The organism is Pseudorhizobium endolithicum, from assembly GCF_902153245.2.
GTDB lineage: Bacteria > Pseudomonadota > Alphaproteobacteria > Rhizobiales > Rhizobiaceae > Neorhizobium > Neorhizobium endolithicum.
On sequence record NZ_CABFWF030000013.1, the window covers coordinates 103,479 to 123,024 of the forward strand.

Sequence of the window (19,546 nt, forward strand, 5' to 3'; positions counted from 1 at the left end):
GTTCGCGTTTCCCTGTCCAATCGGACAGTTCCACTCTTTCACCGCGACGTCGTAAGGGGTGATGGAGCGGGAGGACCTGCATTTCCGCTCCGAAAGCCCTTCCATGTGGAGCCGATATTCACCCAGGAATTATCGGAGTGCATGGATTGGAAGCCGATACTCATCTCTCCACCGGCCGACTTGTTTTCGAAGTGATTTCGGTAAAGAACGGTGTTGAATTTGCGCGATCTCTCGCCTGGCCCAGCTTTGAACTGCCCGTCGTACGTCCACATCAGCTTGTAGGCGTCGATGAAACCGTAGGGGAGTCCGTGGAAAACATTGTGCTCGAATACGGTTCCATTGAAGTCCGCGCCGTGGTGATCCCAGGTCTCAAATTGGACGCCAATATATGCGAGGTCCTCGAACCTGTTGCGCCGATAGATATTTCCCAGTCCACCCCAGATGCCAGGGCTTCCAGAATCTGCAAATGTAGTTCCCACATAAAGGCCGCTATTGCTTTGCGAAACGGAGTTACGAGAATATTGAAGAAAGTAGGGACTCAGACCGCTGGTGGAAGCAAGAGCGACAGTCATCATGCCATGACGCATGTGTGATATGCGATTACTGTCGACGACGACATCGTAGACATTTCCATAGAGGAGCACGCCCGTGGAATCGGAATCATGCTCGCTGAAGCTCTCGCGCCCTTGAAGGTCATTAGCATAGATCACTGCCTTTGACGCTGTTGCGGCAATCGCAAACCGGCTTGTTGGGTCGGGGACAACATTCCATGGCTCCCGGAGGGTGACCGTCGCACCCTCAACCGAGGTGATACGCCGATATTGGCCGGCCCCCCTCCCCCCGATGATCACGAGATCACTCGCGCCAGCGCCTAATGGCTCCAACTCTTCGAACTGAACGGTAGTGGCAGAGGCTTTAACCAAACCGGCCTGAATCCTGCCCCCCACCATCTCAAAGCAAATTTGCTCGCCTTTATTGCAGTCGACTTTGTCACAGTCGTGCGGAGCGGCATTGCGCGAGACATTGCCGCCCCAGTAAAGGTGCTCCATGCTGCCAAGATGCGCCTGACCAACGAAAAAGCGGCCGATCCCGTGACCGTCATCGCGGCTTTCGTCTGCGTTGCTCAACTCATTGCGCGTCATCGACAGCTCTCTTCCGCCCCAAAGGGCCACCACTGATTCTCCATAGCCAGTCATTTTGAACCTGTTTCCCGACATGAAGATCTGCCGGCTGCTACCATAGAAGGATCCGTTCTCGATCAGTTCCGAACCCTCGACTGCGAGATATGATACTTGCTCGGCTTGTAGGGCTGGTGCTCCCCAGGAATCCAACCGAACCTCCTCAAGCCTTACGTCCTGTTGATGATAAAGCCGCAGCAGAGGCTGACCATTGGTGTTACCGTTGGCGTTCAAGGTCAGATGCTGAAACTGCAAGGCATCGCCGCTGCTCGTGATCATGCTGGCAGAGATTGGAAGGTCGAGTCTGATCTCCGTTCTGCCGATTCCAGCTCCACGCCACGTAATATTGCCAGGGCTCTCCAGAGGCTGGCGAAGATTGTATTTTCCAGGAGGAAAGTACAATGTGGCAGGGGCAACTGTTTTCACAGCGTCAAGGGCCTTCCTTATCGCCACGGTGTCATCCGCGATGCCATTGCCTACAGCTCCGTAGCTGACAACATTGACGATCGTTTCTTGTTGTTCATGGAACGGCTGTTTTGGAAGGACCTGCAGCGCCAGAGGACCGTCCCAGCCAAAGCGGCCTCCGTGGCTGTTGTGCACCCAGACCTCGTAGTCGCCCGGTGGAACATTGGGGATCTTGAAGTCCAGCTTGAAGGGATTGACATCTATTGGCACTACATATTGGCCTGTGCCGCCGACGGACTGGAGGTAGATGTGCGACGTTCTAGTTCCGTTCGAACGCGATAGGTTACGGCCATAGACGGAGCTTATCGTTCCCGCGACGCCTTTGTCTGGTCCGACCCACCACGTCTCTGTGCGGTTGATGGCGAAAGCCTTGCCGTCTTCTTCTTTACTCCGCGGCCAGATCAGATACGTAGCCCATGGTGGAAGGCTCTTTGGCAGAAGTACCGTCGCGGCCGTGGTATCTGCAGCAAGCGGTTCGACCTCAGTCACGCTACCTGTCGGAGAAGAAGGTGACTGCGAATACACCGCAAACCTGACACCGTCGTGTAGGTTCAGACCGGTCATCGACAGGACCTCATCACGATCGGCGGTTCTGCTGATTTCAGCTATTGCTGGTCCATCCGCTGCCGCCTCGATCCTCGGAGGGTTAAACCTGTCTACGCCTGCTGGCAGTTGTGGTTCCGGTACCGGTAACGGAAAGCCGAGATCACCCGGTTCGGTATGGTCAAGAACAGCGTCGTCTAGGGAAATCGGGGCGGTGATCTCACCAGCGCTATGTACTGAGATAAGAGCTAAGGTGACTATGGCCGTGAGCAGAAGCAGTCTTGACACCCTTCGCATGGCAGTCTCCATGAGAATGTTAGCGATCTGACTAGATCATAAGTTGCCGCCACCCCGTTTCATGCGCACACTGAGGATCGCGCTGCCATCGATCATAGAGGTCTTCCAGTCCCCTCCTCAGACTCACAGTTGGAGCCCAGCCGAGCTCACGCAGGCGCGAGCTGTTAAGAAGTTTGCGCGGCGCTCCGTCAGGCTTTTCGGGGTCAAAAAGGATCCGGCCACGGAATCCAACAACATCAGAGATCAGGTGCGCCAGGTCCCGGATAGATAGCTCCTGCCCGGATCCTATGTTGATAAGATCGATATGGTCGTGGGACTTCATCAGGAAGACGCATGCATCAGCAAGATCATCCACGTGAAGAAATTCCCGCAATGGTCTTCCGCTTCCCCAGAGGGTGACCTGTTCTTTGCCCGCCATCTTCGCCTCATGCAATCGCCGCAACATGGCGGGGATTACATGCGAGTTCTCCGGGTCGAAGTTATCATTCGGACCGTAGAGATTCGTAGGCATCACCGAAATCGACTGAATGCCATGTTGACGCGCATAGGCCTGCGCAAGCTTCAAAGCCGAGATCTTGGCAAGCGCGTAGGCTTCATTTGTCGGCTCCAAAGGCCCCGTCAGGAGGGCATTCTCTTCTATTGGTTGGGCCGCAAGCTTGGGATAGATACAGCTTGAGCCCAGCAATAGAAACTTCTGCGTCCCCGCATCCACTGCCGCCTTCATGATGTTCATCGAGATCATTGTATTCGTGTACAGGAAATCAACTGGATAGGTCGCATTGGCCTTTATGCCTCCGACCTTTGCGGCAGCAACAAAGACCACCTCGGGGCGCATATCTTCGATCCACTGCTTGGTGTCTGCCTGCTGCGTCAGGTCAAGTTCACTTCTAGAGACAGTCAGGATCGTGCAGTTCTCGCACTCGAGGCGCCGCACCAAGGCAGAGCCGACCATGCCCTGATGCCCCGCAACCCATACACGTTTTCCCTTAAGAGCATCCACGAGATCGGTCTTAATTGAAGAGATCATTGCGTCCTTCCTCGCGCATGATGGCGCGTAGATCGGATTCAACCATCTCGGCGACGAGATCACTAAAGGGTGTGACGTGCTGCCAGCCGAGTTTCTCGCGTGCCTTCTTCGGATCGCCCATGAGAAAGTCTACTTCCGTTGGCCGGAAATACCGAGGATCGACTTCGATGAGGGCCTTCCCACTTTTACGATCGAAGCCGACCTCGTGGACACCCTCCCCGTCCCATTCAATCGTTTTTCCCACGGCGTCGAAGGCCAGTTCAACGAACTCCCGAACGGTGTGAGCTTCCCCCGTTGCAAGAACATAATCGTCCGGCTTTTCCTGCTGCATAATACGCCACATCCCCTCCACATAGTCGCGAGCATGTCCCCAATCTCGCTTGGCATCAAGGTTTCCGAGGTAGAGTTTTTCCCTTAGGCCACGTTCAATGGCGGCAACCCCGCGGGTGATCTTTCGAGTCACAAAGGTTTCGCCGCGCAGCGGGCTTTCGTGATTGAAGAGAATGCCGTTGGAGGCATGGAAACCATAAGCCTCCCGATAATTTACCGTCATCCAGTAGGCATAGAGCTTCGCAGCTGCATAGGGACTGCGAGGGTAAAAGGGTGTGGATTCGTGTTGAGGCGCATTTCCCATACCCCCAAACAACTCAGATGTAGAAGCTTGATAGAAGCGGCAGCTTGTTCCCAGTTTTAAGATGCGCATCGCTTCCAGGACGCGAAGCGTGCCAAGCGCGTCGGAATTTGCCGTGTATTCCGGCGTCTCAAAACTCACCTGCACATGGCTTTGCGCTCCGAGATTATAGATCTCGTTGGGTTGCACATCCTGGATTACACGGCAAAGATTGGTCGCATCCGTCAGATCGCCAAAGTGCAAATGAAAGCGGACATCTGCAGCATGGGGATCTTGGTAGAGGTGATCTATACGTGCAGTGTTAAATGATGACGACCTGCGTTTTAACCCATGGACGACATAACCTTTGGCGAGAAGCAGTTCGCTAAGATAGGCGCCATCTTGCCCCGTCACGCCAATTATCAGTGCGGTCTTGTCTGCCACCTGTACCATCCCCGTTTAACCTCGTCACGTGTCCAGCATGATAATAGGCAGGTTGGACCTCCTTCGGCAGCTTATCCAAAGGGAGGGTACGAACCGGCGCGCAGAGCCTTCATCTGCCTGCTTAAGCCAGCTTGGGCATAAGCTTCCACCAAACTACCCATCACCGGGGGAACGGAAGCATGAGGTGAATCGGCCGGCAACAAAACCTGCTCTTTGCGGATGCCGTCTGGATAAAGACTCGCACTCAATATGTGCAGTGGCAAAGCTCCCGCTACCACTATCGGATGAAGCAAAGGCGGATCGCGAATGAGTTTGCCTCGTGAGACAATAGCCTCGGTATCCTGTTGGGAAGGATCAAAAAATGACCATCAATACTAAGGTCGGGCGAGAGGCTGTTTGGCGGCATCCGGTGGTTATACGCATAGGATACGGGATGAGAGAGCCCGTGCGTGGTCCTGCCGAAGCTTATCACTACCTCTCCTACCGCTGGCCGAGCGGCGAGTATGTTCATCTCGAGCTTGCTCGACAAAAGTGTCAGGCGGCAACAGAGCGAGGCGCATCTAGCGAAGAAGCGCGTGAGTTGTTTATTACGGCAGCGATGGAGGCGGAGGTTCTCGCCTAGCCGACGGTCCGCCACGCGAAGCTCGCCCCTTGTGTCCCGCTCACGGCAGGTGGGATCGCTTTGAATATTCTTTGGGAGGAAATGGTGATCTCGGTTTGCATTTTGACATTGAACGAGGAGCGCAATCTGCCCGCCTGCCTAGCCGCCTTGCGCTGGTGCGATGACATCGTTGTTGTCGACTCCTTTAGCACCGATCGGACTGTCGATATCGCGAAGAAGGCTGGAGCGCGTGTTTATCAACGTGCCTATGACAGCGAAAAAAACCAAAGGATGTTCGCCCTCAAGGAGATTACCTACAAGTATGACTGGGTGTTCATGCCCGATGCCGACGAGATTGCGACAGACGAGTTAGTTGCCGAGATGCGCGCGATTGCGGCTGATCCGACGCGACCAGAATCCTTTTTCCGTATCCGTTACAAGAACATGTTCATGGGTCGCTGGATCAAGCATAGCAGCCTTTATCCCACTTGGATGACCCGTTTTTACAGGCCAGATCGCATCATTCGCTTTGATCGGGATGAACATGCGATCCCGGTTGGTGACGGCCCGGAAGGACGTCTTAACGAGCATTATTTGCACTTCAGTTTCAATAACGGATTGCGCGCCTGGTATGAGAAGCACAACCGTTATTCCTGTTCTGAAGCCAAAGAGACATTTGAGAGCCATTGCGGCGCCGTGATCCCATGGCACAAGATATTGTCGACAAGGTCCGAAGTGCGTCGGCGTGGTCTGAAGTCCTTGTCAATGCGAATACCATTCCGGCCGACTGCACGGTTTATTTACATGTATGTTTTGCGTGGCGGCTTCCTGGATGGGCTCGAGGGATATCACTACTGCAGGTTGATTGCCGCCTACGAATATATGATCGTGATCAAGACGATGGAGATGGAGCGGCGAGCGCAGGGATTGCCCGTGTAGAGCCGAAGTGCCAAAGGTTCTATTTGATGCGGAAAGCCCCGCTTCCTGATCAAACCGCCGACCCGGCCGCCGTCTCGGATGTGGTCGAGGACGGCGCTTGGGGTTTATGATCGTGGCCACGGTCGGTATATTTTGAATAGTTGCGCAAAGTTGCGTTTGCTATTGCAGGCCAGACATAGTTCTCCATGACAAGCTGGCGACCGTTCTGACCCATCGCCCTCGCCATTGCGGTATCTTCCAGCACTGTCTTCAGTGCGAAAGCGACCTCCCTTGGTTGGGCTGGCACAACAAGCCCGGCTTTCTGGGCGCTCACCTCTGGAAAATGACAGCTTTCCGTGATCACCACCGGAATGGCGCAGGCAAGGGCTTCAGTGATCGCTATGCTGAAGCCCTCCTGTCTGCTTGGCAGGCAAAAACAATGTGCATCGTTCAAAGCTGCGAGTTTATCCTGGCCGTATAATGGCCCAACCATGTGAACGCGCTGTTCTAGTCCGGCCTCTCTGATAAGCTGAGCAAATTCGTCCTCCGCCCCATCAGGCGGCCCTGCTACGACGAGATCCACATCCAGTAGAACGGGAGCAAGAACGGCAAAAGCACCGGCCAAGATATCCAGCCCCTTTTTGAAATGCAGACGAGACAAAAACAGGATGTATCGCCTATGCGACGCTAGTCCGATCTTTTGTTGAAAGCTTCCCTTCGGAGGCATTTCCCCGAATTCTTGCGGGAAAATACCGTTGGGAATGATCGCAGCAGGCGCGGCCAACTTGAGCGGCTTCATCAATTCCACCTCGTCAGCATTAAGCGCGTGTAGGAAGGCAGCCGAGTCCAACATCCGGCGGTAACCGAGCAGAAAAGCCAAGCGCTTCTTCAACCTCTTCTGCTCCATGCTCCAGACGTCGAGCATTCCTGATGTGCAGATGCAGTAGGGGACTTTTCGCTGCCTTCCCATGGAGGCTGCCCATAGTAGGAAAGGGTCCCACACTCCATGAAGATGAAGGAAGGACGCGTTTTCGAGCACCATATGGAGCCTCTTCAGGCCGCGAAGGCAAAGAAGTCTCTCGAGCATTCGAGCCTCAGGTATTATGTGCCAGTTGATACCATCGAATGCTGGTATGTTCCCTCCAAGGGTAAGCACTTGCTTGGCCACGTCGGTGTTGCAATAGCTAACGATGTGAACGTCATGCCCAAGCGCAGCCTGTGCGGCAGCAATCCTCTGTACAACGGCTTGGGGGCCTCCAAATTTCGGGTCGATGGATGCGATGACATGGACGATCTTCATGACGTTTCACCGGTTCCGCTCACATGCTATTGTGCAAAGGGGAGACGGTCTTACAACTTAGCCAAAAGCGCTAGTTAGATGTTTCATCCCGGATTTGAGGGTGCATTATTTCCCAGAAATGGCGGATGCACGGTGGGACAGGTTTTACACGGCGACGCCACGACGACAGAGGCGGTTCGTCGAGAGATACCGCATAGTCAAGAGAGCCTGAGGGGCCTCGCCAGGCGTTACGGCATCAACCAGAACACCGTCGCGAAGTGGAAGAAGCAATCATCGTCGCCTAGGTTCCGACCGGGCCGAAGGACGCCGACTATCGCAAACAGATTAGCCACATTGATTTAAAATTTCCCTCGATTCGTACTGGTTGCTATAGATCTTTAGCCATTCGCCCCAGGCCAAACTGTTTTGCTAGATTGGATCGTGTCTCCGCATAGCTAGGTGCGACCATGGGATAGGACGCCGGAAGCTGCCATTTGGTACGATACTGCTCAGGCGTCATGTTGTGACGTTTCATCAGATGGCGCCGCAGTGACTTAAAGCGGAGCCCATCCTCTAGACAGGTGATGCAGCCGGGTTCCACTGACTTCCTTATCGCAACAGCCGGTTTTTGAGAGCTCTCTGGGAGTTCAGCTTCGACCACCTCCGATGATCTGGCGAGGGCGTCGCGGACCTGTACGATGAGAGCCGGCAATTCTTGCAAACTGACGGCATTTTTACTCACGTAAGCTACCACGACAGTGGCAGTAAGTTCAGCCATCTGATCTGCATGGTCGGCTCGGCTTGACTCATCCATGGGTTTGCCTCCCATAGTTCTATCGTGGCAGATGAAGAAAATCCCAGACCTTGGTTTGCGAGGAGCCCGACGATGACATCAATTATCCTGTCCGCCTAACGTGGCTTGTGCATCCTCTTCCAAGGAAGACGGCATTTGCTAAGTTCTAGCACGGCTTCGTTTGCGACTCGCCTGTACTTTCGGCTTCTGAGGTCCAACATTCGGCGCGTCCCATTCGTCAACCATTGTCGAAGATCCGCAGTGAAGAACCTGGTTTCGGGTTCACTGATATGATGATTTGCATTGAGCTGCTGAAGACTCTCGGACTTACAAGCCTACTGGCGGTCGACAACGTCGCCATTCCGTTGCGCAACGTCGCGTGGTAGCCACGAGACCTGTGACCCAAGCTACTGCTTTTGGAAGGTTGCGTTATTCAGAAGCAAGTGTAGTTGATAAACCCTGCCTTTACGAACTGGGCAGCACCACATGAAGAACTACTTCAGACGCGTTGCAAGCAGAGCGCTCAGCGAACTCGCACACACTGCTCCCGGCCAATGCCCCCAGCAAGCCTGTGCTTGAGCCTTTCTGCTTATGCCGACTGTCCGGTCGAAAGGGGGGCAGTTCACCGATCGAAAAGGGGTGCAGTTCACCTTCACGTCCATCCGGTGGAGACTTTGGCGAGACTAGGCACTCCGCCACTCACCCGATTGCCGTGAGGATTAGCAAGAAGGCTCACGAAGCAACCATTTTCTTGCTCGACCACATCTGCTTGAGGCGGTGTGACATCCGGGTCTTGCGCCAAGCGTAACCCAACGGTGGAAGGACGATGCAGGCCGGTCGCAGCGCGACAGCCTGCTTTGCAAGTTCAGGGGCGCCGGGCTGCCGCTGTATCAAGTGCGAGATCGCAGCCCAATATGCTCGGTCACTCAAACATCGCTTTGCATCATCAAATAAGGACTTGGCGTCAGGCAAGCTTGCACCGAATCCCGCGAAAAAACTCTCGAACGCCGCTTCGGCTGCTCGGTTCCAGTGCAGGACGTCGGCGAGGATAGCTGATCGATTCTCCCCGTGCAGCCGCACAATGGCCAGCACATCATCGAGCTCGACTACCGCCCCAATCGCTGCGAGGCGCATCCACATTTCCATATCGTCCGTATGCTGCAGGTCCTGGCAGTAATGGCCCGCGGCTTTTTGGGCAGCCGTTCGTACCACAGCCAACGGTCCACCGACGAGATTGCGTCCGCTCCTGCATGTGGCCCGAAGAAAATCTGTGCCGCTCCAATAGCGCAGGCATCCAGCCCCTTGCGGTTTGAGCGCAGCCGGCCTCGGGGAACCCTCTTCAACGAAGAGCGTTCCACCAAATGCAAGGCTCGCGTCCCGGTGGCGGTCAAGTGCGTTGATCGCCCTTTGGAGCGCTCCATCCGCTAAATAGTCATCGGAGCACAAGATGACAAAATACTCCGATTGAGCCCAATCAACGGCTGCGTTGAATGATGCATGCTGACCGAGATTCGTTGTCCGAAGGCACAGCTCTACGTTTGGGTCGCGTTCCGCAAGGCGACGTGCGATAGCGGCGCTGTCATCCGTGGAAGCGTTGTCAATTATGAGGATCCGGATGCCATCGATGCCCTGCCGGTAAATACTGTTGACACAGGACTGCAGAAACCGGCCGTAGTTGTAGTTCGGTACCGCTACGTCGATGCGCGCCATCTCGGTTTCACCCTCATCCTGCTTCAGTTGGCACTTCTACCAAGCCAAATTGCTCTTCCACGGACCCATTTGCCGCTATCCTCCAAGAGCGCCGAGATTTCATTGAGGAAGGCGTGACCGGACAAAACTAGCCCCACATACCACCCCACAAGAGCAAACGCGCATGCGTAGATTGCTTCAACAAGGGAGAATTGCAGTTCATACTGCAGATACGCAGACATCAATAACGGGCCGACGACCGTGCAGGCAGAAACGAGTGCGCTCGGCCAAAGGACTTGGAAAAGGTCCATCCAGCTAAAATAGACGTAGCGGCGCACATAGATCAATGCAATCAGCATTTGCAGTGGCAGGCTGATGAACTGACTGTAGGCGATCGCCATGAGGCCCAGAAAGGCTGCAGCACACGATATGGCTGCGGCAAGCGAACGGCAGATGATGTTGAACATGAAGGCAGGTCTGTTGGCACCTAACCCGATCAGCAGCGGGTACGTCAGGACATTGGGAAACCAGAACAATGCTGACAATGCCAGGATCCGCGCAACCGGCGTAACCTCTTCCCACCCGGGTCCAAGCAATAGATCAACGAGGGGCGCCGCCAGGAACGCCACCATCAACAGCGCGGGCCAATAGACGACAGTGATCGAACTGATCGCACCCAAGAAGGACTTACGTATATCAACTTTCTCTCGCACTGCGGCCGCAAGAGCCGGAAAGGCCACGGTGAACACCCCGGAAAGGACGACGCGGTCCGCAAGATTGGATATTGTAACCGCCCGGCTATATTTGCCGACTTCAGCCGTCGACATAATACCTCCCAGGATCAAATTCGGCAGCGCATTATAGAACTGGTCAACCACGTTGGTGGCGCCTTTGTAGCGTCCGAACTCTGCAACTTTGGTAAGAGATTGGAGCGACGGCTTGAAGCTCCACCAGTCTTGTCGGATAGCAAGTGTTAGGCTTGCGGTGATGCAGGCCCCTGCGATCGCACCCAGAGAAAAGCTGACCACCCCCCAGCCGAGAACAGCCAAGTAGATGGTGATCAACGCAGTTGCGAGTGTCGCGGCGGTTTTTATCATCGTAATCTTGCCGAACATCATGTCTCGCCGGAAGAGGCTCATCCCTGGACGCGACAAGCTCTCGATCACAGTCGCGCCGATCATCAACAAGAAAAACGTCTTCAAGATTTCACTTTCGAAGAAGACGGAAAGCCAAGGCAAAGCGAAGAAAAGCAGCGCGGCCAGCATTATCGTGCCGATGATCATTAATGTCATAGCAGTGCAGACGTCCTGACGCTTGACCGTATCCAATTGGATGAGGAAGTCGCACGTTGCAAACTCGCGCAACGAGAAGATCAAGGTGACCACGCCCATTCCGACAACCGAAAGCCCGATTTCGGCAGGTGTCATCAAGTGGGAAACGACGGCAACGGTTATGAAACTTATGATGAGAGCGAGATACTCTCCCAGCGTCGCAAAAAGAAATGCGTTGCGGACACCTCTCATGATTCCCAGCGCTCCAGCGAACATGCAGCCTCTAAGATACGGCATACGATCGCCAAGAGAACGTGAACTTAGGGCGTAGATCTCCAGGGCCAGTCCAGCTCTGTGCGTTTGGGCGGAATCACCTTGTGCTTCAGCCTTGGAATACCTCTGACCGGTTTCAGCCAACTGCTCGGTGCCACTTCACCCACGAGCGCCTTCATGGTCGACTGTTCAGCGAGTATCTCGTCACAGCCCCTGGCCGTTTTGATGAGGTCTGGACGGAACATCTCGCTGCACGCGAAGCATACGTGTCGCGGCGCGCCGGCAACCATTCACTGCCGTTGTCACTGAGCTCTTCAATCTGTGGCAGAGGACGATGCCCGGTCATCGTCCGCAGTAAGCGCCGCGGTACGGGCTCTTCGTTGTGATCGTCTTTCTAGCTTCCAGCTGAGCGGAACGTTGATCACTGCCTCCAATCGCACTCGACTGCTGAAAGCTAGCGACGGGGATCCTGCACCCTCACTCCAATCCCAGAGACGGCTGAGATGGAGCGTCGGTTAACGGAAGGTGAGAAAACTGTTCTTCAGTCCAATCTGGTCGCTGCGTAAGGAGCTTTAAGCCGCAGATCGTCCGGCCAACTGATCGACGAAGACGCGGTTGCGCCCAAGTTCCTTGGCCCGATAAAGATTCTGATCCGCCCGCGACATTAGGTGCTCTAAAGTATCTTGACCGGCGCTGATGCTGATGCCGATACTCACCGTGATGACCTTGTCTACCAGTCCGCTCGCCGGCCCGACCGTATCCTGAACCTTGAGCCTGATCCGTTCCGCCACTTCTGCGGCTGCTCGCCAGCTTGCTCCTGCTAAGAAGATGGCGAACTCCTCCCCACCGATACGCGCGGACACGTCCCGTTCCCCGACCACCTCCGTAATGGTCTTGGCGATATTCTTCAGGACAGCGTCACCGGCGGCATGCCCGAAGGCGTCGTTAACAGACTTGAAATGATCGGCATCAATGAACAACAGCGCCCCGCGCCCATCCGGTTGGTCGAGAAAGCACGACGCACCCTCAAAAAACGCAGAACGGTTACCAAGGCCGGTCAAATGGTCGGTGCGAGCGCTCTGCTCCAGTCTGATCGTCATCATGGCAAGCTTTAGCTGCTGCCCCAGGAAGAAGTAGGCGATCGGGAATCCTACCAGCAGTGTGATGATCGTGGTCAATACCAGATCCAAAATCAGCCGGTCGGTGAAGAAGATACCGTAAAAGATCAGCGTTAGCAGGTCTGCTCCAAGGACGGCGGCGGCCACAACCCAGCATGTCTGCAGGATCAGCGGCAGGCGCCCGAAAGTCGTCATAACGTCATTCATTAAAAAGAACCTGCTAATGTCGAAAACTACGCTAGTCGCAGGTTATGAATTTACTTTTACTCCGAACATCACGTCCCGCATCCTGCAAGAAGCGGCGGGAAGCGTAGGGACATCAACATGCTAGGGTTCAGACTCAATCATAGCCAGAACGCGACGAGGGTGGCCAAGGCGACTGCGGAGAGGAAGTTTCTGGCAAGCTTGTCGTAACGCGTTGCGACGCGTCGGAAGTCTTTCAGTCGGCAGAAGGCGTTCTCGATGAGGTGGCGGCTCTTATAGCGTTCGCGGTCGTATCGGATCGGCCTTGTGCGATTTGAACGGCCAGGTATCACGGGGACGATTGCGGACTGGCGCAGTCGCTTTCGCAGACTGTTGGCGTCATATCCCTTGTCCGCAAGGAGATATCGCGCACCCTTCAGACCAGCCAGCAAGTGTGGCGCGACCGGGCTGTCTGCTGCATTGCCACCGGTCAGCATGAATGCAAAAGGGCGACCGATCACGTCGGTGAGGACGTGGATTTTGGTGGTTTGCCCGCCGCGCGAAGGTCCGATAGCCTGATTTTTCGCCCCCCTTTGCCGCCATGGGCCGAGCGGTGCGCCTTGACGTAGGTGCTGTCGATGGAGGTGCTTTTGGTGACTGCGCCAGACGTCGCGAGCGCCTCGACCAATTCAGTCCAGAACCGTTTGCGAGACCAACGGTTGAAGCGGTTGTAGACCGTGGTCGAAGGGCCATAGTCGCCCGGGCAATCGCACCACCGGCAGCCGACCTTGAGAACGTGGATGATGCCGGAGATCACTCGACGATCATCGACCCGGCGAGCCCCGCCCTTGTTCCTCGGCAACAGGGGCTCAATGACCGCCCATTGCTCGTCCGACAGCCAGAACAAGCGCCCCATTCAAGCCTCCAATCCATTGATTGGGAACCTTGAATCCGATTTGCCGCAGCAAATCAACATGATCAATGGGTTTCGACCCTAGAGGCGCGTGCCAGCCAGCCAGTTAGAAATGCGACACTCGGCATCTCGTCTGGCTCTGACGATCAGCCCCCGATCCGACCGGCTGTGCCGGGTTGCAAGGAAGGAGCGGGGGCGGGTGAAAGAACACCTCTTCGGCTTTAGCTTTCTCAATAGCAATTGTTCAGTCGCCGGCTGATACTCGCTTCTATCTGAATTGAGCGGGTAGGGATCAAAGCTGCACGATGCTTCCGGAAATCAAGCTGCAGGGTGACGTCGATGTCGCCGCGCTGTCACCTCTTCTTCGCGGCATGCTTCTGTCCGTTGCCTATGCTGACGGTGAGGGTGGCATAGGATTGACCGCGACCGGCGCCATGAACCGCAAGTTCGTGCATTGGGCGGCTGTAAACTTCCTCTGGCCCGACTTCACGGCCGAAGATCTCTACAGCATGAACAAAGTGCTGAATGAAAGCGACATGCCGCCGCTCTGGGTCGTGCGCGACATGACCCGCCATCTGAAGCTGCTTCGCCGGAAAAAGAATGTTCTGCTGCCAACCAAACGAGGTCGCGAGTTTCTGCTGAACCCGCAAGCCTTCTTCGATCTCGTCGCCACAGACTATCTCTACTCGTATGTCCATGCCACCGAGCGGGAAGCTGAGGTGCAAGCGCGCCTACGCTGGTGGCGCATGTTCCTCAACCTTCTTAATATCAAGGCCAGAGAAGGTTGCACGCCATTGGATGTTGTAAAAATCCTCAATCCAGACTTCGCGCCCCTGTCAGACACCGAAATGACCCTGGAAGCCTGGGAGCTCAAATCCGATCTCCAATATGGCGTCCTGCGGCGCCTGTGCTGGCTGGGCCTGCTTTATGAGGCACGAGAAGGGCTCACGCTTCTTCAAGACGGAGTCTTCCACAAGACGCCACTTTGGTCCGCCTGCCTCCAATTGGAGTCAGATACGCAAAGCGATATCGGCGTGCATTGACGCCCTTTATTCCGCAGCCGACTGCCTCAATAACGCTTTCTCCCGCCGTGCGATCACCGCCGGATCGTTCATGTAATCCGTTCTCGGCTTGCGTCCACGCTTCTGGTAGCCGTTCCCCGTGCTGCCATCGCGAATGCCGAACATATGGTCCGTCTGCCCAGTTCGCCGTGGTCCGCCCTTGCTGCGCTGCTGCTCCCGCCCAGCCTGCAGCTCGGCGACAACAGACAGCATGTCGTCCAACCGCTTGTTATCGACGACCTCGGCGCGATGCACGGAGCGTAACGTGTCAAAGGTTCTGTAGGGCAGGGCAAAGCTCTCGTGCATGATCTCGAGACGCCCGTCCGGATAGTCGCAAACGACGACCTTCTTACCCGCCAGGGATCTGGAAAGATCTGTCGGATCAAGGATGAACAGCACCTTGTCATAGCGCAGCGTCAAAGCCTGCGACAGCGTGCGAACTTCCTTGCGGCACATGGCGCCATCGAGGTTCTCATGGTTGGCCAACGGCCGGTGCATGTCCTTCGGATTGCGCGGCGGCTTGCCGAAACGCGCGTTGAAATCCGCAATGAACTCAGGTGCATAGGCATTGGCTGCTTCGATTGTATCGATACCCCGAAGCCGCATCTCCTTGACCAACCGATCCTGCAATGTCTGGTTGGCACGTTCCACACGGCCCTTGGCCTGCGGAGTGTTGGCGCAGATGATGTCGATGTTCAGCTCATAGAGCGCCTGACCAAACTGTGTCAGGCCGCTCGTCCGGTCCTTCTCCGACGCATGCGTGGAGCGAAATACACCATGCTTGTCACTATAGAAAGCCAGCGGTTTGCCCCATTGCTGCAGATAGGCCTTGGTCGCGTGCAGATAGTTGAATGTGTTCTCCGATCCGGCAAACCGTAGATGCAGCAGCTTGCCGGTGGCGTCGTCGATATAGACGAGCAGGGCGCATTTGGGCCCACGGTTCTCGAACCACCAGTGATGCGAGCCATCGATCTGCACCAGTTCGCCAAAGCAATCACGCCGGCCGCGTGGCTGGAAAACCCGTTTCTTGCGTTCTCTGCGTGAGACCCAGATACCAGCCTCGGTCATCCATTGTCGCAGCGTCTCCTTGGCGACAGAGATATGGTGCAGCTCGATCAGCTTCTCACGCGCCAGCGTCGGACCGAAATCCAGATAGCGCTCGCGGATCAGATCCAGCGCCGCATTGCGAAACTCCTCGCTATGACGCCGATTGCTCGGTTGAGATCGCTTCTTCGAAACAAGCCCGGCCGGACCATCCCGATCATAGGCTTGCAGCAGCCGATGGACCTGACTTCGACTGAGGTCGAGCCGTTCGGCCGCCTGGACGACGCTCAGGCGTTCGTCACGGATCTCTGGATGAGTTCGAGGCGATGCAACTCTTTCTGCGACATGGTGATCATAAAGGACATGACGACTCCAACCGCTCATGGTCTCGACCAGGCTGAAGATCGTCATCCTTGCTCCCAACGTTGGCTTTGACCAGTGCGTCGAGAGGCGAGACTGTCGCATCTCTAACTGGCCCAACTGTCGCATTACTAAATAGCCGCTACAAATCAAAATCGCATAAGATAGATTATGGAACTGAACGATAGTTATTTTATACAAGTTCTTTGGCGGCGCCGGTTATCTTGGCGTCTCAACCGCTAAGGCAACGTCACGTCAAAGTCGAAGCTCAGGCCGTCATAGGCCGGCACCACGTGATCCGGCGTCGACGCCATCACGGCATCATAGTCCAGCGGCGTGTGCATGTGCGTCAGCACGGCCTTCTTCGGCTGGAGTATCCGGATCCATTCAAGCGCCTGTTCAAGCGAAAGATGGCTGGGATGATGGTGATGCTGAAGCGCGTCAATCACGAGCAGGTCCAGCCCCTTGAGCCTGTCCTGGCTTTCCGGGGGAAAATCGCTCACATCGCTGCAATACGCGACATCGCCGAAGCGGAAGCCGAGCGAATGGATATCGCCGTGTACCTGTCTATGGGCCAGCACCTCGACCGGGCCGCCGTCGCCATGGATGATCGTAGGCTTTTCCAACGATCCGATGATGCGCGGTTCGACGATCGGCGGATAGTTGCCGCCCGGCGGGGTCTCGAGGCAATATCCGAATCCTTGTCTGATGCGATCCATGGTGAAGGCATCGGCATAGATCGGAATTCTGCTGCGCTGAACGTGGTAATAACCCCTCAGATCGTCGATGCCATGGAGATGATCGGCATGGCCATGGGTGTAGAGAACCGCATCGAGGCGCTTCACCTGCGCAGAGATCATCTGCTCCCGGAAATCCGGGCCGGTGTCGACGACGATCGTCGTCCGGGCGCCGTCAGGCCCGATCTGTTCCACGAGAAAGGCGGCGCGCGTGCGGCGGTTGCGGGGGTTGTCCGGGTTGCAGGCGCCCCAGTCTCCGTTGATGCGTGGAACCCCTGGTGAGGATGCGCAGCCGAGGACGGTGAAGCGGCGGCGATAGCCCATCACCCTTGCACCCGCGGCATCTTGGAGAAGATGCGGAATGCATTTTCGGTGGTGAGCTGCGCAATCTCCGCGAACGTCAAGCCCAGCGTGTCGGCCAGAATTTCGGCAGTATTCACCACATAGGCCGGCTCGTTCCGTTTTCCCCGCCAGCGTTTCGGTGCCAGATACGGCGCGTCGGTCTCCACCAGCAGCCGATCGTGCGGAATGGACCTGGCAATTTCCCGCAGTTCCTCGGACTTCGGGAATGTCAGGATGCCGGAGAAGGAGATATAGCCGCCCAGTTCGACGCCGGTGCGGGCAAGTTCGGCGCCGGAGGAGAAGCAGTGGAGAATGAAGGGGAAAGCCCCCTTCCCGCTTTCTTCCGTCAGGATAGAGATCATATCCGCATCGGCGCTGCGGCTGTGGATCACCAGCGGGAGCTGCGTCCGGCGGGCAGCTTCGATATGACGGCGGAAACCGGTCTGCTGATCTTCAGGCTTCTGAGTGTCGTAGAAGTAATCGAGCCCCGCCTCGCCGATCGCGACGATCTTGTCGTGGCTTTCCGCCAGTCGCACGAGATCGTCGGCCGTGACGTCCAGCTCTTCGCCGGCGTTGTTGGGATGCGTGCCGACGGAGCAGAAAACGGAAGGGTACCGCTCAGTGAGGGTCAGCAGGCTCTCGAGCTTGCGCACCCGTGTCGAGATCGTCACCATCTGCGCAACCCCGGCTTGATGGGCGCGAGAGACGAGGTCGTCCCGCTCCGCGTCGAAGTCGGAGAAGTCCAGATGGCAATGGGTGTCGATCAGCATGGCGTTGGGCTCACGCGTCCGCTTCCGGCGCGACATAGCGGGGAAACACCGGCTTCGGCGCTTCGAGGGGCGTCCCCGGCACGAGGCGGCCAGCCTCTCCGAGCGCCGAGAAATCGCGCCTGTCGGCGGGAGCCGCCACCAGATCCAGGAGCTTGGCGGCTGCATCCGGCGTATAGGGCTGCAACAGGATTGCGATCTGCCGGACCACCTCGGCGGTGACATAGAGCACGGTGCCCATTCGCACCGGATCGGTCTTCTTCAGCGCCCAGGGTTCCTGGCCGGCAAAATACCGGTCTGTTTCGGAAACGACGGCGATGATCGCGGCGAGCGCCTTGTGGATCATCTGCCTGTCCATCTCCTCACGGCAGGTTTCCAGCATCGCGTCGGCGGAGGCAAGCATCGCCTTGTCCTCGTCCGTCAGCTCCGCCGGATCGGGAATCCTGCCGTCGCAATTCTTGACGATCATGGAAAGCGAACGGCTGGCAAGATTGCCGATACCGTTGGCCAGATCGGCATTGATCCGCGTGCCGATCGCCTCTTCGCTGTAGCTGCCGTCCTGGCCGAAGGAGACTTCGCGCAGGAAGAAGTAGCGTACCTGGTCGAGACCGAAGTGCTCCACCAGGTTGACCGGGTCGACAACATTGCCGAGCGACTTCGACATCTTCTCGCCCTTGTTGAGCAGGAAGCCGTGGGCGAAGACGCGCTTGGGCAGCGGCAGGCCTGCCGACATCAGGAACGCCGGCCAGTAGACGGCGTGGAACCGAATGATGTCCTTGCCGATGATATGGGCATCCGCCGGCCAATACTTCGCACGAGGACCGTCGCCGTCGCTCAGGTATCCCGTCGCCGTAACGTAGTTGGTCAGTGCATCCACCCACACATACATCACATGCGCCGGATCGTTCGGAACCTTGATGCCCCAGTCGAACGTGGTCCGCGAGATCGAAAGGTCCTTCAGGCCCGACTTTACGAACGAGATGACCTCATTGCGGCGTTCCGCGGGCCCGATGAAGCCGGGCTGCTCCTCGTAGAGCTTCAGAAGCCTGTCCTGGTAGGCGGACAGTTTGAAGAAATAGCTTTCCTCCTGCACCCACTCCACGGGAGTGCCCTGCGGCCCATAACGTATGCCGTCCGGACGCACCTCGGTTTCGTCTTCCTGATAATAGGCCTCGTCCCGCACCGAGTACCATCCGGCATAGCTATCCTTGTAGATATCGCCGTTGGCCGCCATCCGGTTCCATATCTCGCGGCAGGCCTCGTGGTGGCGCGGTTCGGTGGTGCGGATGAAGTCGTCGTTGGAAGCGTTCAGCAGCCGGCCCATCTCACGGAATTCGGCGGAGTTGCGCGCCGCCAGTGCCGCAGGCTCGATTCCCTCTGCCCGTGCCGTCTGCTGCATCTTCTGCCCATGCTCGTCCGTCCCCGTCAGGAAGAACACGTCCTTCCCGTCGAGCCGCTGGAAGCGCGCCATCGCATCCGTCGCGATCAGTTCGTAGGCGTGGCCGATATGCGGCTTGCCGTTCGGATAGGAGATCGCGGTGGTGATGTAATAGGGGGTCTTGTCCGGCATCGTTGCACTCGAGCACTGTGGATATGGTCACGGCTCTTAGCGCATGTTTCGCAGCAGCGAAAC

At 56.5% G+C, this 19,546-nt stretch carries 15 protein-coding genes and 2 pseudogenes; 4 read left to right on the forward strand and 13 right to left on the reverse strand.

Going from position 1 to position 19,546, the window contains the following annotated elements:
- Nucleotides 1–38 precede the first annotated feature (38 nt).
- The 3 genes from RTCK_RS13640 to gmd are packed head-to-tail and all read right to left on the reverse strand — an operon-like array spanning nucleotide 39 to nucleotide 4,564.
- Nucleotides 39–2,483 (reverse strand): glycosyl hydrolase family 28-related protein, encoded by a 2,445-nt coding sequence (locus RTCK_RS13640; protein ID WP_142593200.1) that lies wholly within the window; start codon nucleotides 2,481–2,483, stop codon nucleotides 39–41.
- Nucleotides 2,484–2,514: 31 nt separating this feature from the next.
- Complete coding sequence (locus RTCK_RS13645; RefSeq protein WP_142593201.1) at nucleotides 2,515–3,510, reverse strand: GDP-L-fucose synthase family protein; 996 nt, start codon at nucleotides 3,508–3,510, stop codon at nucleotides 2,515–2,517.
- A complete protein-coding gene (gene gmd / locus RTCK_RS13650; RefSeq protein ID WP_142593202.1) occupies nucleotides 3,494–4,564 on the reverse strand; it encodes a GDP-mannose 4,6-dehydratase in 1,071 nt (356 codons plus the stop codon). Before gmd ends, RTCK_RS13645 begins: the two co-directional genes overlap by 17 nt.
- Nucleotides 4,565–4,925: 361 nt before the next feature.
- On the opposite strand from gmd, the gene RTCK_RS13655 reads away from it, so the two are divergent.
- Nucleotides 4,926–5,186 carry a DUF982 domain-containing protein gene (locus tag RTCK_RS13655; protein WP_142593203.1) on the forward strand — a complete coding sequence of 87 codons (261 nt, stop codon included), beginning with the start codon at nucleotides 4,926–4,928 and terminating at the stop codon, nucleotides 5,184–5,186.
- An 81-nt stretch (nucleotides 5,187–5,267) separates the two neighbouring features.
- Nucleotides 5,268–6,104, forward strand: a complete 837-nt coding sequence (locus RTCK_RS13660; protein WP_142593419.1) for a glycosyltransferase family 2 protein — start codon at nucleotides 5,268–5,270, stop codon at nucleotides 6,102–6,104.
- Nucleotides 6,105–6,153: 49 nt separating this feature from the next.
- Here RTCK_RS13660 and RTCK_RS13665 read toward each other — a convergent pair whose 3' ends face one another.
- The gene (locus RTCK_RS13665; RefSeq protein ID WP_142593204.1) at nucleotides 6,154–7,383 is read right to left on the reverse strand and encodes a glycosyltransferase; all 1,230 of its coding nucleotides are present in this window, start codon (nucleotides 7,381–7,383) and stop codon (nucleotides 6,154–6,156) included.
- A gap of 132 nt (nucleotides 7,384–7,515) precedes the next feature.
- Here RTCK_RS13665 and RTCK_RS13670 point away from each other — a divergent pair.
- Nucleotides 7,516–7,688, forward strand: a pseudogene (locus tag RTCK_RS13670) (IS481 family transposase); the annotation flags it as partial.
- A 62-nt stretch (nucleotides 7,689–7,750) separates the two neighbouring features.
- Here RTCK_RS13670 and RTCK_RS13675 read toward each other — a convergent pair.
- The 5 genes from RTCK_RS13675 to RTCK_RS13695 form a co-directional block, all read right to left on the reverse strand.
- Nucleotides 7,751–8,176 (reverse strand): MucR family transcriptional regulator, encoded by a 426-nt coding sequence (locus RTCK_RS13675; protein WP_142593205.1) that lies wholly within the window; start codon nucleotides 8,174–8,176, stop codon nucleotides 7,751–7,753.
- 711 nt (nucleotides 8,177–8,887) lie between these two features.
- Nucleotides 8,888–9,865 carry a glycosyltransferase family 2 protein gene (locus RTCK_RS13680; protein ID WP_142593206.1) on the reverse strand — a complete coding sequence of 326 codons (978 nt, stop codon included), beginning with the start codon at nucleotides 9,863–9,865 and terminating at the stop codon, nucleotides 8,888–8,890.
- 23 nt (nucleotides 9,866–9,888) lie between these two features.
- Nucleotides 9,889–11,391 (reverse strand): oligosaccharide flippase family protein, encoded by a 1,503-nt coding sequence (locus tag RTCK_RS13685; protein ID WP_185928016.1) that lies wholly within the window; start codon nucleotides 11,389–11,391, stop codon nucleotides 9,889–9,891.
- A gap of 569 nt (nucleotides 11,392–11,960) precedes the next feature.
- Nucleotides 11,961–12,713, reverse strand: coding sequence for a GGDEF domain-containing protein (locus tag RTCK_RS13690; RefSeq protein WP_142593208.1), 753 nt, complete (start codon nucleotides 12,711–12,713; stop codon nucleotides 11,961–11,963).
- A gap of 137 nt (nucleotides 12,714–12,850) precedes the next feature.
- A protein-coding gene (locus tag RTCK_RS13695; protein WP_408004544.1) for an IS5 family transposase occupies nucleotides 12,851–13,605 on the reverse strand; the annotation gives its coding sequence in 2 pieces (ribosomal slippage) (nucleotides 12,851–13,270 and nucleotides 13,273–13,605; 753 coding nt in all).
- Between the two features lie 302 nt (nucleotides 13,606–13,907).
- On the opposite strand from RTCK_RS13695, the gene RTCK_RS13700 reads away from it, so the two are divergent.
- Nucleotides 13,908–14,645: a hypothetical protein gene (locus tag RTCK_RS13700; RefSeq protein ID WP_142593209.1), complete on the forward strand. Its 738-nt coding sequence runs from the start codon at nucleotides 13,908–13,910 to the stop codon at nucleotides 14,643–14,645.
- Nucleotides 14,646–14,651: 6 nt separating this feature from the next.
- On the opposite strand, the pseudogene RTCK_RS13705 reads toward RTCK_RS13700, so the two are convergent.
- From RTCK_RS13705 to metG, 4 genes and pseudogenes are all read right to left on the reverse strand, one after another.
- Nucleotides 14,652–16,072, reverse strand: a pseudogene (locus tag RTCK_RS13705) (ISNCY family transposase).
- A 234-nt stretch (nucleotides 16,073–16,306) separates the two neighbouring features.
- Nucleotides 16,307–17,128: an MBL fold metallo-hydrolase gene (locus RTCK_RS13710; RefSeq protein ID WP_142593210.1), complete on the reverse strand. Its 822-nt coding sequence runs from the start codon at nucleotides 17,126–17,128 to the stop codon at nucleotides 16,307–16,309.
- Nucleotides 17,128–17,916, reverse strand: a complete 789-nt coding sequence (locus RTCK_RS13715; protein WP_142593420.1) for a TatD family hydrolase — start codon at nucleotides 17,914–17,916, stop codon at nucleotides 17,128–17,130. The genes RTCK_RS13710 and RTCK_RS13715 overlap by 1 nt, the downstream gene beginning before the upstream one ends.
- A gap of 10 nt (nucleotides 17,917–17,926) precedes the next feature.
- Nucleotides 17,927–19,483, reverse strand: a complete 1,557-nt coding sequence (gene metG, locus RTCK_RS13720; RefSeq protein ID WP_142593211.1) for a methionine--tRNA ligase — start codon at nucleotides 19,481–19,483, stop codon at nucleotides 17,927–17,929.
- Between the last annotated feature and the right edge of the window lie 63 nt (nucleotides 19,484–19,546).